At 26.1% G+C, this 16,627-nt stretch carries 14 protein-coding genes; 6 read left to right on the top strand and 8 right to left on the bottom strand.

Annotated features, from left to right (window positions below):
• Positions 1–8: 8 nt before the first annotated feature.
• Together folE and nadE are read right to left on the bottom strand one after the other, a co-directional pair.
• Complete coding sequence (gene folE / locus BPAA_RS00335) at positions 9–698, bottom strand: GTP cyclohydrolase I FolE (protein WP_015429690.1); 690 nt, start codon at positions 696–698, stop codon at positions 9–11.
• Positions 699–775: 77 nt separating this feature from the next.
• Positions 776–1,579, bottom strand: coding sequence for an NAD(+) synthase (gene nadE / locus BPAA_RS00330; protein ID WP_015429689.1), 804 nt, complete (start codon positions 1,577–1,579; stop codon positions 776–778).
• A gap of 41 nt (positions 1,580–1,620) precedes the next feature.
• On the opposite strand from nadE, the gene tsaB reads away from it, so the two are divergent.
• The 3 genes from tsaB to BPAA_RS00315 all read left to right on the top strand — a co-directional run bounded on the left by tsaB (position 1,621) and on the right by BPAA_RS00315 (position 5,199).
• On the top strand, positions 1,621–2,265 hold the full coding sequence (tsaB, locus tag BPAA_RS00325; protein ID WP_015429688.1) for a tRNA (adenosine(37)-N6)-threonylcarbamoyltransferase complex dimerization subunit type 1 TsaB: 645 nt from the start codon (positions 1,621–1,623) through the stop codon (positions 2,263–2,265).
• Positions 2,266–2,732: 467 nt separating this feature from the next.
• Positions 2,733–4,487, top strand: a complete 1,755-nt coding sequence (locus tag BPAA_RS00320; RefSeq protein ID WP_023469899.1) for a TrkH family potassium uptake protein — start codon at positions 2,733–2,735, stop codon at positions 4,485–4,487.
• 22 nt (positions 4,488–4,509) lie between these two features.
• Entirely contained in the window at positions 4,510–5,199 is a 690-nt protein-coding gene (locus BPAA_RS00315; protein WP_015429686.1) for a potassium channel family protein, read from the top strand.
• A 58-nt stretch (positions 5,200–5,257) separates the two neighbouring features.
• On the opposite strand, the gene BPAA_RS00310 is transcribed toward BPAA_RS00315, so the two are convergent.
• The 6 genes from BPAA_RS00310 to BPAA_RS00285 are packed head-to-tail and all read right to left on the bottom strand — an operon-like array spanning position 5,258 to position 13,415.
• Positions 5,258–6,457: a hypothetical protein gene (locus tag BPAA_RS00310; protein WP_231840111.1), complete on the bottom strand. Its 1,200-nt coding sequence runs from the start codon at positions 6,455–6,457 to the stop codon at positions 5,258–5,260.
• 44 nt (positions 6,458–6,501) lie between these two features.
• Positions 6,502–7,116, bottom strand: a complete 615-nt coding sequence (locus BPAA_RS00305) for a c-type cytochrome (protein ID WP_015429684.1) — start codon at positions 7,114–7,116, stop codon at positions 6,502–6,504.
• 36 nt (positions 7,117–7,152) lie between these two features.
• Positions 7,153–7,674: a DUF3341 domain-containing protein gene (locus BPAA_RS00300; protein ID WP_015429683.1), complete on the bottom strand. Its 522-nt coding sequence runs from the start codon at positions 7,672–7,674 to the stop codon at positions 7,153–7,155.
• Positions 7,675–7,678: 4 nt separating this feature from the next.
• Positions 7,679–9,049 (bottom strand): NrfD/PsrC family molybdoenzyme membrane anchor subunit, encoded by a 1,371-nt coding sequence (gene nrfD / locus BPAA_RS00295; RefSeq protein ID WP_015429682.1) that lies wholly within the window; start codon positions 9,047–9,049, stop codon positions 7,679–7,681.
• 8 nt (positions 9,050–9,057) lie between these two features.
• On the bottom strand, positions 9,058–12,039 hold the full coding sequence (locus BPAA_RS00290) for a 4Fe-4S dicluster domain-containing protein (RefSeq protein ID WP_051048858.1): 2,982 nt from the start codon (positions 12,037–12,039) through the stop codon (positions 9,058–9,060).
• 38 nt (positions 12,040–12,077) lie between these two features.
• Positions 12,078–13,415 (bottom strand): c-type cytochrome, encoded by a 1,338-nt coding sequence (locus BPAA_RS00285; RefSeq protein ID WP_041178686.1) that lies wholly within the window; start codon positions 13,413–13,415, stop codon positions 12,078–12,080.
• A 131-nt stretch (positions 13,416–13,546) separates the two neighbouring features.
• Between BPAA_RS00285 and BPAA_RS00280 the strand changes: the two genes are divergently transcribed.
• From BPAA_RS00280 to BPAA_RS00270, 3 genes are read left to right on the top strand one after another with little or no spacing between them, the layout of a single operon-like run.
• Positions 13,547–14,869: a M16 family metallopeptidase gene (locus BPAA_RS00280; RefSeq protein WP_023469897.1), complete on the top strand. Its 1,323-nt coding sequence runs from the start codon at positions 13,547–13,549 to the stop codon at positions 14,867–14,869.
• The gene (locus BPAA_RS00275) at positions 14,838–16,304 is read left to right on the top strand and encodes a M16 family metallopeptidase (RefSeq protein ID WP_041178654.1); all 1,467 of its coding nucleotides are present in this window, start codon (positions 14,838–14,840) and stop codon (positions 16,302–16,304) included. Before BPAA_RS00280 ends, BPAA_RS00275 begins: the two co-directional genes overlap by 32 nt.
• Entirely contained in the window at positions 16,301–16,618 is a 318-nt protein-coding gene (locus BPAA_RS00270; protein ID WP_015429677.1) for an iron-sulfur cluster assembly protein, read from the top strand. The genes BPAA_RS00275 and BPAA_RS00270 overlap by 4 nt, the downstream gene beginning before the upstream one ends.
• The last annotated feature ends 9 nt before the right edge of the window (positions 16,619–16,627 follow it).

The following is a 16,627-nucleotide window of genomic DNA, read 5'->3' as shown; positions in this document are numbered from 1 at the left end:
TTTTTCATTTAAGAAATTCCAATATGATGCAAAAATTCTTTTCGAATTTCTGAATTATTTTTAAAGGATCCTATTAACTCAGTAGTAACAGTACTACTATCTGTATCTTTGATTCCACGAGAATTTACGCACAAATGTTTTGCCTCTATAATACAAGCTACATCTTGTGTTTCTAACATTTTTTTTAAGGATTGAACAATTTGTATTGTTAAACGTTCTTGAACTTGTGGTCTTTTTGCATAAAAGTTGACAATTCTATTGATTTTAGAAAGCCCTACAACTTTTCCATTAGAAATATAACCTACATGTGCTTTTCCTATGATGGGAAGAAAATGATGTTCACAAGTGGAATAAACTGTTATATTTTTTTCTATTAACATTTGGTTATATCTGTATTTATTTTCAAAAATGGAAAAATTAGGTGTATTCTTTGGGTTAAGCCCACTGAATATTTCTTGTATAAACATTTTTGCAACCCGTTTTGGTGTTTTTCGTAAACTATCATCATTCATATCCAACCCTAAAATTTCCATAATCTGAAAAAAATGTTTTTTTATTTTCTCAATTTTTTCTTCATCACTCATAAAATAAACGTTATTTTGTGAAGTCAAATCTGAATTAATTGAATGATTTAAAATAGAATTATATTTTTGATTCAACTTTTTTTTTTTAATTTTATTATGTTTTTCTTCCATCATTAAATGAACTTAATCCATGGGAAACAAAGTTACGAAAACGATTTTTTTATGATTTATTGTTAAATATTTTTTATTATTCATAATAAGATAGAATTTTCATCTTTTATACCATCAGGTATTTTACATATAGGAATAGGAATCATTTTATGTCTATTTTTTTTATGTAACATTTTATATTTTTTTAAAATTTTATATTCCATTTCAGAAAAAGTATCATTTTTTGTTTCCATAATTTTCATAGCCCATTCTAATTCTTCATAAGTCGCTCCTAATTGATCTTCATCTGATCGTTGATCTTCCCAAAGTCCATCCGTTGGTTTTGCTTTTTGAATTTCATCAAGAATATTTAATTTTTTAGCTAAAAAACGAACTTCACTCTTAGTTAAATCAGCTATAGGATGTAAATCCACTCCTCCATCTCCATATTTTGTAAAAAAACCAACTCCAAAATCTTCCACTTTATTTCCAGTTCCAACAACAAGATAATTTTTTATATTAGCATAATAGTATAAAGTTAACATACGAATACGAGATTTTACATTAGCTAATGCTAAAGAAAGTTTCGAATTTTCTGGAATATCATTTGTTGTATGACAAAAAGTTTTGAATAAAGCAGATAAATCTTTTTCAAGATAATAAACATTCGAAAATTTTTTTTTCAAAAATTTTGCATGTTTTATAGGAAAAAAATTTTTTTCTTTTTCCAGAATAGGCATTTCTAATATGAGAGTAGGAAATTTTGTCATAGCTACTAAAAAAGAAGTGACGGAAGAATCAACACCTCCAGATATTCCAATAATAAAACCATTAGATTTAGATTTTTGAATATATCTTTTCAACCAGGAAACAATATATCTAATTACTTTTTCTGTTCTTATCATTTTATTTTTGAATACATTAATTTTTAAAAAATTTAATATATATGTCTTTAATTCTAAATTTAGAAACTTCTACCAAAAATTGTTCAGTCAGTATTGCTAAAAATGGAATATGTTTAACTTCTATAGAAGAATGTTCAAAAGAATATTTTCATTCGGAAAAATTGCACACATTTATACAATATGCTACAAGTACTTCCGGAATTCATCTTAAAGACTTAAAGTCTGTTTGTGTTAGCAAAGGCCCAGGTTCCTATACTTCTTTAAGGATAGGAGCATCGGCGGCTAGAGGATTGTGTTGTGCTTTAAATATTCCTTTGTTATCTGTAGATACATTGACAGTAATGAGTTATAAAATCAACATAAAAAAAGGATTCTTAATTCCTATGATACATGCTAGATCTGATTTTTTCTATACTTCATTATTTAATGAATCAAAAAAAAGATTAAATCCCATTGGAATAAAAAAATTAGATGATGATTTTTTCAAATCGATATCAGAATATAAAAAAGTCCATTTTATTATAGGAAATATTTCTTCTCTTAAAAAGAAGAAAATCCTTACAACAGGAAAAAGAGAACTTTTATACAAAACGCCATCTGCAATGGATATGGCTCTCATTTCTTATAAAAATTTTTGTAAAAAAAAATTTCATGATATAGAAAAATTTATTCCTTTCTATTTATAACAAAATACATACATTTTTTGAGAAAAAGATTTCCAAAATACTGGAAATAGTTCTATATATGCTATTTTTCATATAAAATCTGAATCAAAAATTTAATAACAATCCTTATTTTTTTACCGATTCATTTCCTCTTCTTATTTATTGATAGAGGTTTTTTCTGTAAAAGTCGTAATCCTATCCATTTATTTTTTCTATTTCCCTACCGACTGATTGATTCAGTTATTAATTAATGGAAGGCAAAGGGTTCCAAAAAAATTATATAAACAAACCACTTTCCTTATTTTCGATTTTATAACAAAGAAATGACTTTTAGATATAGATAGAATTGATTATGAAATCAATCATTTTAAGCGATGAATTGTTCTTTCTATAAAATTATGATACAAAAAAAATAAAATTGTTTATTTTAATTAGAAATCAATATCTTTTTTTATGATCAAAAAATTAAAGTCTTTCATACAACAATCATGATCCAAATAAGATTTCAAAATTTTTTGGATATGTTTACTCCAATTATATTTATTTATATAATTCTTTCCTTGGGATGGAAAACTTTTCGATTTTTTAATGTAGAGATCCTTTTAGGAATTGTATTAATAATAAGTATGTTACACTTTTTAATTCTCCTTGATAAAAACCTTGATAAAGGTTATAAATCCATGATTTTTTTATCCTTTTTTATATTGATGCTTTCTCTTATTTTTTCCTTTTTAAAAATTTTTTTCTTTTATTATTATAATGAAAATATAACTTCAGATATCAAAATATACACACTTATTAGTTTAATTGTATATGTTTTGATTCGTGTCACTTATTTCATGCGAATAGTATACGTTAAAATTCATAATCCTGCTTTTATATTCATTACAAGTTTTGTTTTTTTATCCTTTTTGGGATCTATTTTATTAATGCTTCCTGCATCTACAGTCAAAAAAATATCATTTATAGATGCTTTATTTACTTCTACTAGTGCGGTATGTGTAACAGGATTAGTAGTATTAGATACAGCTAAAGATTTTACCTATTTAGGAAAAATTTTTATACTTATATTAATAGAACTGGGAGGATTAGGCATTTTAACTATAACTTCTTTTTTTAGTTACTTTTTTAGAGATGGATTTTCTTTTAAGGAAGCTATTTTTATTAGTAATTTTTTAAATACAAAAACAACAAATAACGTTCTTAGTTTAGCTGTAAAAGTAGTCATGTTTACTTTAACAGTAGAATTTATAGGAACTTTATTAATTTATTTTTCTATTAAAGAGAAAAATACAATAGAATCTGATAATATTTTGTTTTTTTCTATTTTTCATTCTATATCCGCTTTTTGTAATAGTGGATTTTCTACCCTAAGTCAAGGATTATATTCACAATCTGTGAGATTTAATTATATATTTCAATTAATTATCGCTTTTTTACTAATATTGGGAGGAATAGGTTTTAACATTTTATTTAATTTTTTTACATATATATGGTTGACGATAAAAAAATATTTTTTAAAAATATTTAAAGATGAAGATTTTAGATGCCCTGTACATGTCGTAACTTTAAATACAAAAATTGTTATACTAACCACTTTTTTTTTGCTTGTTTTTGGAACCGTTTTTTATTATATCAGTGAATATCATTGTTCTCTTTCCGAACATTCTTCTTTTCATGGAAAATGGATTGTTTCGTTTTTTTCTTCCGCCACATCTAGAACAGCTGGATTTCATGTGTTAAATATGAACACTTTTACTCCAATTACTATTTTTTTTACTATTTTTTTGATGTGGATAGGAGCTTCTCCAGCTTCTACTGGTGGAGGGATAAAAACAAGTACTTTTGCATTAGCGTTAATGAATGTTATTTCTTTATCTAGAGGAAAAAATAGATTAGAAATACAAAGAAAAGAAATATCTTCGGAATCGATTCGTTTATCTTTTTCTATTATTATGTTATCTATAATCGTTATATACATAAGTATTTTAATTATAATTTTTTTGGATCCAAAAGAAGATATTCTATCAATTTCTTTCGAAGTATTTTCCGCTTTTTCTACAGCAGGATTATCTTTAGGAATAACTTCTAATTTGTCAAACGGAAGTAAATTGATTTTAATACTTTTAATGTTATTAGGAAGAATAGGAATTTTTAATGTTATGATTGGGTTATTGAAAAAAAATAAAATTGGTTCTCATCATTATTATAGATATCCTAAAGGAAATATTCTTATTAATTAAGAAGAGTAAGTAAACAGAAAATATGAAAATTATAATTATTGGGTTAGGAAATTTTGGAAGATCTTTAGCACTTAATTTAACAGATAATGGACATGAAGTTTTTGGTATAGATCATAAAATGGAGAAAGTGGATTTATTAAAAGATCATATAGCGAATGTAGTATGTATGGATGCAAATAATGAAGCTGCTTACAAAGTATTGCCAATTCAACAAGCAAATTTAGGAATTGTAGCAATTGGAGAAAACGAAGGTTCATCAATAGTAACGACAGCTATACTTAAAAAATATAAAAATTTGAAAATTATAAGTAGATCTTTATCCAAAATACATGATACAATATTAGAAGCTATGGGAATTAATGACGTAATTCATCCAGAACAAGATGCAGCGTTTCGTTTGACGAAACAAATATCTTTTAATTATGCTTTAGATTATTTCAGAGTAGATAATAAGCATTCTATAGCAGAAGTTTTTTCTCCATATTCTTTTAGTGGAAAATCTGTGAAAAGTTTAAAATTAACACAAAAATATTCTGTGTCTTTAATTACCGTAATACGAGACATTCGTAATCCATTGTCATCCAAAGGGATTTCTACAAGAAAAGTCATAGGATTAGTGACAGGAGAAACTGTTTTACAAAAAGGGGATATATTAACTCTTTTTGGTTCTAACAAATCTATCATGAATTTTATAAAAGATAAAAAAAAATAGATTCTTTTTTTTTATGAAATTGAAGTTTTTTTTTGAAAAAAAAGATGTAATATTTTCTTTACATGTAAGGATACTTATAATTTTTACTTTCCTGAAAAAAAGGATTTCCTTCAGAAGAATTGATTTTTCTTTTATTAAAATTTGAAAATAAAATATAAATAAAAAATCCTCCTATGATTAATAAAGAACCTATGATTTCGAATATACAAAATTTTGCACCCTCATTAATATCTGGAGCTATTAAATTGTATGTGTCTATGTAATGTCCTATGAGTAATATTAAAGAGACGAAAAAGACTATTTTGTTATTTGATTTGCTTTTACTACTGATTAATCCAAAAAAAGGAACTAAAAAATTAGGAATCAGCATCCAAAAATGGATGGAATTGTAAATTTCTTCTCTTTTTATAAAATATGTAATTTCTTCTGGAATATTTCCATACCAATACAGAAAAAATTGTGAAAACCAAAAATAAGTCCACAACAAGCTACCAGAAAATAGATACTTACTCAGATCATGTAAATGACTTTTCCTAAATAAAGGAAAGAATCCTTTTTTGTTAAGATAAATAGATATTATTGTGATAGTACTTATTCCTGTTATCATGAAACTACTCAAAACATACCACCCCAATAAAGTACTAACCCAATGTGGGTTTAAAGACATGATCCAATCCCATGTCATAAGTATGGAAATAATAGAAAAAGATATAACGAAAATAAGAGATCTAAAATATAATTTTTTATAATCATTTAATGAATGGGATATATATAATGTACAAGATATTCTTTTAATTTTTAAATAAAAAAAACTACATATTAATACATAAATAGTACTTCTTACTAAGAAAAATGGAATATTCAAAAAAAATTTTTTACTGGCAATAATTTTGTCATACTTTAAAGAAATAGGATTATATAAATCTGAATTCATCCAATGAAATATATGTACTATATCCATAGCATTTAATAACAAAATGAGAAGAATCATAAAACCACCATATGGAATAAAAGAAGAAACTTCCTCCATGATCGGATGAATAATCACAGACCAACCTGATTTTGATATATTTTGTATTCCTAAAAAAAACAATGCTCCTAAAGATATAGAAGTAAAATAAAAAATTGAAATATATAATGCGGTACAAGGTTTATGATTTTTTGTGATAAAATATTTTTTTTCTGAAAAAATTTGTTCTTTTTGATCAAGAAACATTTTATCTAAAGAAATAAAAATAAAACCTACGATTATTATCATAATAATGATAATTTTTTTATTCATTTTATAAAACTGATACATGTTTATTTATTTTTTAAAAACATAACATATTCTGATACCCTCCATCTATCTTTTTCATTTAATTGTGAAGCATAAGAATTCATATTATTTTTTCCATATGTAATGACATAATAAACACTACCAATAGTAAGATCTCTATCTTTATAATTAGGTATTCCAAAAATTTTTTCGTTTTTAACCAATTCTCCTTGTCCATCTCCATTTTTACCATGACATATAGAACAATTGATTTGATATAATTTTTCTCCTTTTTTTATTGTAATTTCTTTTTTTTCGTAATGACTACTGTATAGTGGATTTTTAATGATATTTTTCGAATAATTCAATCCTTTATTTTTTATATTTATCAAATTATAAAATAAATCATTTCTAGAAACAGTTCCTTCTACTGGATAGAGTGAAGAAGTTTTTTCTTTTGAAAAGAAAGGAATTTTAATGTTTTTATCTTTTTTATTGTAGGAATAAGGATCTGAATAAGGTTCATATGCTTCTGAATAATACATATCAGGCATATATACTATATTAGGTTTAGTTTTATCAACCCAACAAGATTCTAGAAACAGAAATAAAGTCATATTTAAAAAAATAATAATAAACTCGTATAAATATTTATTCATAATAATATTATATTCTTTTATTTAATCTAATTGGATTTAGTATTGTTTTATCACGACCTCTATTGCACCATTTTCTTTTAATAGATTCACTAATTTTTCGGAATGTTTTTTAGTATGAATTTCTACTAAAAACATATTATCAGTAGTTCTTGAATCCGGATTTTTTGACATACGTCCTGGAAATAATTTACATTGAATGAGATAAGTAATGCACATAAAATGTGCAGAAAAAAAAATTGAAAATTCAAATATAACAGGAATAAAAGAAGGAAGGTTTCTAATCCAAGAAAAAGAAGGTTTCCCTCCAATATTTTGAGGCCAATCCCAAACCATAGTATACCAAGTTAACACACAAGCTATGCAAAAACCCAATAATCCATATATAAAAGATAAAAGAGATAAATTCGTTTTTTTTAGTTTTAACACTTTAGTTAAATGATGAATAGGAAAAGGAGAATAAACTTCACATATGTTATAATTATGATATTGTATAATTTTTATACTATTTATTAACGTATGATCATCATCATATAATGCATGTACACATATATTCTTCATTTCACTATTTTTTTTTATGATCTGGTTTCAATATTGTTTTTAATTCTGATTGTGAAATAACAGGAAAAACACGTATATATAACAAATACAGGATAAAGAATAAACCAATAGTCCCTATAAAGATTCCAACATCTACGAATGAAGGAATAAAACCAGTCCAAGAAGAAGGAAGATAATCATGACTTAGATTTAAAACAATAATGTCAAATCTTTCAAACCACATTCCAATATTTATGACAATAGCTATGACATAAGACCAGAAAAAACTTCTTCGTACAGATTTAATCCATAAAAATTGCGGAATAATGACATTACAAATGATTAAAGCCCAAAAGGCCCACCAAAATGGTCCTTTAGATGCTTCTACAGAAAAATAAATAAATTTTTCAAAAGGGGTTCCTGAATACCAAGCAATAATAAATTCTGAAATATAAGCTAATAAAACAATTCCTCCTGTTAATAAAATAATCATATTCATATATTCAATATGATTTCTGGTAATATAATCTTCTAGAGAAAGAACTTTTCTTGCGACGCCTAGTAAAGTCTGTACCATAGCAAAACCAGAAAATATAGCACCTGCAACAAAATAAGGAGGAAATATTGTGCTATGCCACCCCTTAATTACAGAAGTGGAAAAATCAAAAGAAACTATGGTATGAACAGAGAAAACCAATGGAGTACATAACCCAGCTAAAATTAAGGACAATTCTTCAAATCTTTGCCAATCTTTTGATGTCCCCCCCCATCCAAAACTAAGAATATTATAGATTTTTTTTTGAAAAGGATTTGAAATACGGTCTCGTATCATTGCAAAATCTGGAATTAATCCCATAAACCAAAAAACAGTAGAAACAGAAAAATAAGTACTAATAGCAAATACATCCCACAATAAAGGAGAATTAAAATTTGGCCATAAAGAGCCAAACTGATTGGGAATGGGTAAAACCCAATGAGCATTCCATGGTCTACCCATATGAATAATAGGAAATAATCCAGCTTGGATTACTGCAAAAATAGTCATAGCTTCTGCTGAACGATTAATAGATAAACGCCATTTTTGACGAAATAATAACAAAACAGCTGAAATCAAAGTTCCAGCATGACCAATTCCAACCCACCAAACAAAATTGGTAATATCCCAGGCCCAATTAACTGTTTTATTTAAACCCCATACACCTATACCTGTTCCAATTGTATAAAAAATACATCCTAATCCCCATAAAAAAGCGAAAATAGAAATCAATAAAGAAATCCACCATAGATTTCCGGCTTTATTTTTTATAGGATTGAATATATCATCTGTAATATTTTTCAATGTTTTTTTTCCTAAAATGAGGGGGTTCCTTATAGGAGATTCATAATGATTTAACATAATTTTTTCTATTTCATTTTTTCTATTTCATTTTTATTTCTAATTTTTAATTGATAAGAGACATTAGGTCTTACTCCTATAAAATCTAGTAGTTTATAAGATCTAGGATTTTTTATTTTTTTAGAAATGAGACTAGTAGGGTCGTTTATATCTCCAAAAGTGATAGCTTTGGTTGGACAAGAAACACTACAAGCTGTTTCAAATTCTTCATCTTGAATTTTTCTATTTTCTTTTTTTGCGATTCCTATCACATATTGTGTTCTTTGTATGCATAAAGAACATTTTTCCATGACACCTCTGGTTCTAACAACAACATCTGGATTTAGTATCATTTTTCCTAAAGCATTATTCATGTTGAAATCAAATTTCTGATTATTAACATAATTAAACCAATTAAATCGTCTTACTTTATAAGGACAATTATTCGCACAATAACGAGTTCCTACACAACGATTGTAAGCCATCATATTTTGACCTTGTTTTCCATGAGAAGTGGCTCCAACTGGACATACAGTTTCACAAGGAGCATGATCGCAATGCTGACACATAATTGGTTGAAAAGTAACTTTTGGATTTTCATAAATGTTGTTTTCATTGTTTCTTGTTTCTGAAGATGGATCATCATCTGAAAAATAATATCTATCTATACGTAACCAATGCATATCTCTAGATTTTTCTATTTCCTCTTTTCCAACAACAGGAACATTATTTTCAGAATGACATGCAATAACGCAAGCTCCACATCCAATACAAGCATTTAAATCTATAGATAAATTAAAATGATGTCCATTCTTTTTTTCTTTTTTTTTATGATTTGGATTCCAAATAGAAATTTCTTCTGGAAAAAGCATTCCTTTATGAGTTGAAACTTTTTCTTTTTCATTCCAAATTTCTTTTGGTCTGTTTAAAAATATATCTAAATCTGTTTCTTTTACTAAATTTCTTCCTACCATTGTATGATGTAACTGTACGCAAGAAAATTTATGGATTTTATCTACTTTTTTTATCTGTATATTATCTTGTATTATGAAAAAATCTTCATAGATTCTATAAGCGTTTTTTCCGTGAACAATCTTAGACAATTTTCCCTTTTTTTGACCATAACCAAAAGCTAATCCTAAAGACCCTAAAGCTTGTCCAGGTTGAATAAAAACAGGAATATTTTGGATGATTGTTTGATTATTTTTAATCAAATCCACACAGTTTCCATTTAAAGATCCATCTCCAGAGTTCCAATTTTTCAATCCCATTTTGTTTGCATCAAAATATGATATAGTTAAATAGTTCTCCCATGTAGTTCGTGTAATAGGATCCGGGAGTTCTTGTAACCAAGGATTATTATATTGATGACCGTCACCTATACTAATTTTAGTATATAATCTAAGTTCAAAATTTGTTTTTATTTTTTTTTGGTTTACTATTTGTTTTTCATATTTTTTGATTCTTTTTTGATTTATTGAAAAATTATTTGAAATAGGTTTATGATTTTTAATTTTTACCACTCCATGAAATAAAGCTTCATTGAAGGAAGAAACATTGGATTTTGGAATAATATTTTTTTCCCAAGTTTTTTTTAAATATTCGTAATAATTTTTTTCTTGAATCTCACTCCAAATTACTAAAGAATCCTGAAATTGTCTTGTATTAAAAATACATTGAATTGTAGGTTGAATTAATGTATAAACATTAGTCACAGGATAAGTATCTCCCCAACTTTCTAACCAATGAGGAATAGGAGCTGATACATCCATGACTTCACTGGTTTCATCTTTACTCATGGAAAGAGAAACTGTTAGAGGTATTTTTTTGATACACTTTTTCACTTTTTCATAAATAGAAAATGGAAGACTGTAAATAGGATTAACATTATGAATAAATAAACCTCCAACATTTTCGTTCTCTAAATCTTTCAAAAAATTTTTGAATTTATTATCATTACTTTCTTTTGAAAAAAGATATTTATCATGTTGCAATGCATGACTATTAATTTTTTGATTAATTAAAAAAGATAATTCATAAGATTCTTGATCTCCATCTGAAAAAATCACACTTTTAGATCCCATTTTATTTATTAATGAAGCTATTCTTTCCGCATTTTTATCCTTTGGGAGCTTTCCTAAACAAATGTTTTGAAAAATTTCAAGCAACATTTGTTTTATTTCAGAAGGCTTTCTAGATAAACGAATGTCTGCATTTGCTCCAGTTATTGTCATATTGCTTTCTATTTGAATATGTTGCATCATATTTTTTTCAGGATTTCTTTTACAAACATAAAATTTTGCCATATTTTCAGGACTCCAATCCCCCAAAAAATCAGCATCAAACGAAACGATTAATTCTGATTTATTCAAATCAAAAATTGGAAATCCTCGAATTCCGAATATTTCTTCTGAAGCATCCAAAGCTTTGGAATATGAAATAGGATCATAAGTAACCCATTTTGTACGAGGATATTTTTTCTTGAAATCTTGAATCAATTTTTTTGTAGAAAAACTTGGAAAAGAAGAAGAAAGAAAAATTATATCTTTTTTTGTTTTAGATAAAAATTTCAAATTTTGAATAATATAATTATCTATTTCTTTCCAAGAACTTTTTTTTCCTTTTAAAGAAGGATTTTTTAATCTTTCCTCATCATAAAGAGATAATAAAGAAGATTGTATTCTTGCAGAAGTTGTATTAAAAAATTCAGAATAAAAATTAGGTTCTATTTTTATAGGACGACCTTCTCTTGTTTTCACTAAAACACTTCCTATATCGAAAGAATCAATCATAGTGGATGCATAATAGTTAGGAATTCCTGGAGTGATATTCTCTGGTTTGACTACATAAGGAATAGATTTAACAACTGGTCCTTTACAAGCGGATAAAGTCACAGAAGCTGTACTAAACCCTACCCACTTAAGAAAATCACGTCTAGATGTTTTTCCTTGAAAAAGATCCTTTATAGGATTATAATTGTTTAATATTTTATTCTTTTTATTTGATTTCATAATAATTTTTTTATTCTCTTTCATTCCTATTTCATTCTTCAGTAATGACATTTAGCACATTCTATCCCTCCAATCATATCAACAGTGATTTTTTTATTTGTTTTGCTGCTCGGAAAATATTCTTTATAATATTTATTTTTTTTGTCTATTCCAACGTTTTTATGACAAGAAATGCACCATTCCATAGTAAAATCATTAGACATTTCTACTGTATCCATTTTTTGAACTTCTCCATGACAAGCATAACAAACTAAATTTACTTTTTTTAATTTTTTAATTGATTTTTCTCCTGTAAGGATATGTTGAGAATGATCAAAATAGACGAAATCTGGCATATTGTGAATGCGTACCCATTGAATGGGATGAATTTTTTTAGAATATTTCCTTGTTTCTGGATCCCATCCTATCGCCTTATAAATCTTTTGGATTTCTTGATTATATTCCTCTCTACTTTTTCCTTTTTCCAAATAATCTCCATTGTATTCATGAATAGTTATATGACAATTCATGCAAACATTTACTGAAGGAATTCCAGATACCTTACCATACTTTGCCGAAGAATGACAATATTGACAATCAATTTTATTAATTCCAGAATGGATTTTATGAGAAAAATAAATAGGTTGTTCAGGTTTATATCCTTTATTTACATCTATTTTCATTAAAAAATTCCAAGTTTCATATATCCCAAATAACAAAAAAAATCCTGTAAAACAAGAAAACAAATACCACTTTTTTTTATCATTTCCTAATATTTTTTTGTATAAAATATTTATTATGAAATTTTGTTTTCTAAAAGTAGAAACCTTTGTTTCTCCTTCATTAATTAACCTGATTAAAATTTGTATTCTATATAAAATCCAAAGTAGAATTAAAGATAAAATTCCAAAACAAAAAATAATTAATTTGACTAAAAATTGATTTTCTTCTCTATCATTATTTTCATTAGCTTCATTATTATTATGATTTATTTTATGATTCTCTTTTTTTTTTATTAAATCTGGATTTTTTATAAAAGATAATATATCATCTATTTGTTTTTCAGATAATTGAGGAAATGGATTCATTTCTATATTTCCATATTCTTTGTAAACCTCTAAAGCTTCCTTATCTCCACTTTCTCTTAGAGATTTATTATTCTTAATCCATTGATGTAACCATTTACGATTTCTTCTTTCAGTCACTCCATGTAGAGCAGGTCCTATCATTTTTTTTTCTAAATCTATGGAATGACATGTTGTGCAATTTTTTTTAAAAAGTTCCATTCCATTTTCAACATCTCCTTTCTCAGCTTTTAATTTGCCTTCTTCTATTAAAAAAAAAGAAAAAATGAAAATAAAAAATAAAATTCTTCTCATACTATATAATGAATTCATAACTTTATAACAAAAATAGAATAAAAGAAAAAATCCCATTTTTTGGAAAAAAAAATTCGTAAATTTCTTTTTTGAATCTTTAACTTTGTTTCATGAATAGGATTTTCATTTTTTTCTTAATGTTTATAACTATGATACTGAATCATTTGAGTCCAAAAAATTTTAACCGTTCTAAAGAGTTGTATCAAATTAAGTTTTTCGAAGAGAAACTATCAAATGGATTGCATGTTGTTTTACATCAAGATAAGACAACCCCTTTAGTTTCTATTTCTGTTTTGTATCATGTAGGAAGTAAAAACGAAACTCCTGGAAAATCGGGTTTTGCTCACTTTTTCGAACATCTTATGTTTGAAGGATCCAAAAATATTAAAAAAGGAGAATATTTTAAGTACATTGCCTATAATGGAGGAAAAAATAATGCTTATACAAATCATGATGAAACTTGTTATTACGAAATTTTACCATCTGATCGTCTTCCATTAGCTTTGTGGTTAGAATCGGAAAGAATGCTTCATGCTAAAGTCGATGAAGAAAGTATTAATATTCAAAGAGAAGTGGTGAAAGAAGAAAAAAAAATGCGTGTAGAGAATCAGCCATATGTAAAAGCCATTTCTGAGATTATTCCTTCTTTATTATTCAAAAAACATCCATATAAATATCCAATTATTGGATTATATCAAGATTTAGATACTGCAACAGAAGCTGATTATAAAGAATTTTATAAGACTTACTATGTTCCGAACAATGCGGTTTTAGTAGTATCAGGTGATTTCGATATGAATGAAGCTAGAATGCTGATTAAAAAATATTTTTCATCTATCCCTAAAGGAACAAGAAATTTTAAAATGAATAAAATAGAAGAAGAACCGATGAAAAAAGAAATATTTTTCACTTACGTAGATAAAAATACTAAAGTGCCTGGAGTATTTTTATCGTATAGAGTTCCAAAACTCACAGATGAGGATTCTTATGTATTAAAAATTATTGATCATGTATTATCTTCTGGAGAAAGTTCTCGCATAATGAAAAATATTGTAAATACGAAGCAAGTAGCTTCTTATGCAGGATCATCTTTAGATACAATGGAAGATTATGGTATTTTTATGATATATGGATTAATTAATCCTGGAATTACAATAGATCAATTGACAAAAATAATAGATGAGGAAATCGATCTTTTAAAAGAAAAAGGAATAACAGAATATGAATTGGAAAAACAAAAAAACTGTTTTGAAAAAAAATTTATTTCAGACAATTATTCTATGAGTGGAATCACTGCGAATTTATCTCACTATTATTTATATTATCATAATGCTGATTTAATTAATACGGATATAGAAAGATATAGAAAAATAACTACAGGAGATATAAAACAAGTTGCTAACAAATATTTAAATAAAAATAACAGAGTTCGTTTATATAATGTTCCAGATAACGAGAACACAGATAAATAAATTTATTATTAAAATAATCCTTGCTGTAATAATTTTTTTTCATACAATAATTATGTTTGCTCATATATTTAATCGAAATGTCCCCCCTCCATCTCTCAAAAGAAATACTACTATAAACATTGAAAAACCTAAGTTTTTTCAAATGAAAAATGGATTAAAAGTTCTCATTGTAGAAAATCATAAACTACCTTTAGTTAGAATTGGTTTAGAATTGGATTATCAACCTTTCTTGGAAAAAGATAAGACTGGAATCAAAAAAATTTTGGGTCAAATGCTTCGTTCTGGTACGAAAAATCATACTAAAGAAAAATTAGACGATATGATTGATTATATGGGATGTAGTTTATATACTTCTTTCTCTGAAACATCTATTTTCACTATGAAGAAATATTTGAATCAATCTGTATTTATAATGAGTGATATTTTGATGAATAGCAAATTTGATAACTCAAAAGAATTGGATAAAATCATTAAACAAAGAATTATAGATATTAGTCTTTCAGAAAAAGATCCCAATGCTATTTTACAAAGAGTACGAAATGTTTTATATTTTGGAAAAGATCATCCTTATGGAGAGTACGAGACCCATGATACAATTAAAAATATTACTCTTTATGATTTGAAGAAATTATATGAAAAATATTATATACCAAACATTTCCTATCTTTCTTTTATTGGAGATATCTCTCAAAAAGAAGCGGAAAAATTGTGTGATCTTTATTTTTCTAAATGGGAAAAAAAATCATATATAGATGATCCTGTTCTCAAACAGTATGTGATTCCATCTAAAATAGAAATAGATATAGTGGATATTCCTACTTTAACTCAATCTACTATTTGTTTTGGTGGACCGGTTTGTTTGAAAAAAAATGATCCAGAATATTTTTCTTCTATGTTAGCAAATGGAATTTTGGGAGGTGGGCCTCAGAGTCGTTTGTTTTTAAACCTTAGAGAAAAAAAGGCTTATACATATGGAGCTTATTCTATTTTGAAATCTGATAGAAATATTGGTTATTTTTCAGTTTATACTCAAGTAAGAAATGAAGTTACAGAAAAAACAATAAAAGATCTTATAAAAGAAATTTTTGAAATAACAGAAAAGAAAATTTCTTTGGAAGAATTAAATATAAAGAAGAAAGAAATTAGTGGTCAATTTATTCTTGATTTTGAAGATCCTAATAGAATTAGTGATCTTTTTATATGTGAATTAAAAAATGACCTTCCAAGTGGATTTTATAAAAATTATTTAAAGAAAATAGAATCAGTTACGATAGATGATGTCTATCAATCATGTCAAAAGTTTTTTTTCACAAAGAATGGTAGAATCATAATTGTTGGAAAAGCTCACGATATATTACCTAATATAAAAAAATTAGGTTATTCTATTCGTTTTTTTGATCAATTTGGATCTTTAATCAAGAAAGAAGAAAAATGAATCCAAGTTATTCTTTAGAAGATCGTATTATTTCTGTATTAAAAAGTATATATGATCCAGAAATTTCAGTAGATATTTATGAGTTAGGTTTGATTTACGATGTTCAAATTTCTGGAAAAAATAAAGTGAAAATAGTAATGACTTTAACTACGCCTAATTGTCCGGTTGCAGAAAGTCTGCCTTTAGAAGTTAAAGAAAAAGTCCAATCTATGATACAAGAAATAAAAGAAGTAGATGTTATTTTAACATTTGATCCACCTTGGAGTAGAGAATTTATGAGCGATGAAGCTCGTTTAGAATTAGGATTGTTATAAATTTTTTGA

The organism is Blattabacterium cuenoti BPAA, assembly GCF_000348805.1.
Taxonomy (GTDB): domain Bacteria; phylum Bacteroidota; class Bacteroidia; order Flavobacteriales; family Blattabacteriaceae; genus Blattabacterium; species Blattabacterium cuenoti_B.
The sequence above is the reverse complement of the archived record's forward strand: the minus strand, read 5'-3'. Positions and strand labels throughout refer to the sequence as shown.

Coding starts and splice junctions, on each gene's coding strand:
- BPAA_RS00310 (WP_231840111.1), bottom strand. CDS start 6,457: ATGATAATAATCGTAGGTTTTATTTTTATTTCTTTAGATAAAATGTTT.
- BPAA_RS00270 (WP_015429677.1), top strand. CDS start 16,301: ATGAATCCAAGTTATTCTTTAGAAGATCGTATTATTTCTGTATTAAAA.
- BPAA_RS00275 (WP_041178654.1), top strand. CDS start 14,838: ATGTTCCAGATAACGAGAACACAGATAAATAAATTTATTATTAAAATA.
- nrfD (WP_015429682.1), bottom strand. CDS start 9,049: ATGTTAAATCATTATGAATCTCCTATAAGGAACCCCCTCATTTTAGGA.
- BPAA_RS00320 (WP_023469899.1), top strand. CDS start 2,733: ATGATCCAAATAAGATTTCAAAATTTTTTGGATATGTTTACTCCAATT.
- nadE (WP_015429689.1), bottom strand. CDS start 1,579: ATGATAAGAACAGAAAAAGTAATTAGATATATTGTTTCCTGGTTGAAA.
- folE (WP_015429690.1), bottom strand. CDS start 698: ATGATGGAAGAAAAACATAATAAAATTAAAAAAAAAAAGTTGAATCAA.
- BPAA_RS00290 (WP_051048858.1), bottom strand. CDS start 12,039: ATGAAATCAAATAAAAAGAATAAAATATTAAACAATTATAATCCTATA.
- BPAA_RS00305 (WP_015429684.1), bottom strand. CDS start 7,116: ATGAATAAATATTTATACGAGTTTATTATTATTTTTTTAAATATGACT.
- BPAA_RS00280 (WP_023469897.1), top strand. CDS start 13,547: ATGATACTGAATCATTTGAGTCCAAAAAATTTTAACCGTTCTAAAGAG.
- BPAA_RS00300 (WP_015429683.1), bottom strand. CDS start 7,674: ATGAAGAATATATGTGTACATGCATTATATGATGATGATCATACGTTA.
- BPAA_RS00285 (WP_041178686.1), bottom strand. CDS start 13,415: ATGAATTCATTATATAGTATGAGAAGAATTTTATTTTTTATTTTCATT.
- tsaB (WP_015429688.1), top strand. CDS start 1,621: ATGTCTTTAATTCTAAATTTAGAAACTTCTACCAAAAATTGTTCAGTC.
- BPAA_RS00315 (WP_015429686.1), top strand. CDS start 4,510: ATGAAAATTATAATTATTGGGTTAGGAAATTTTGGAAGATCTTTAGCA.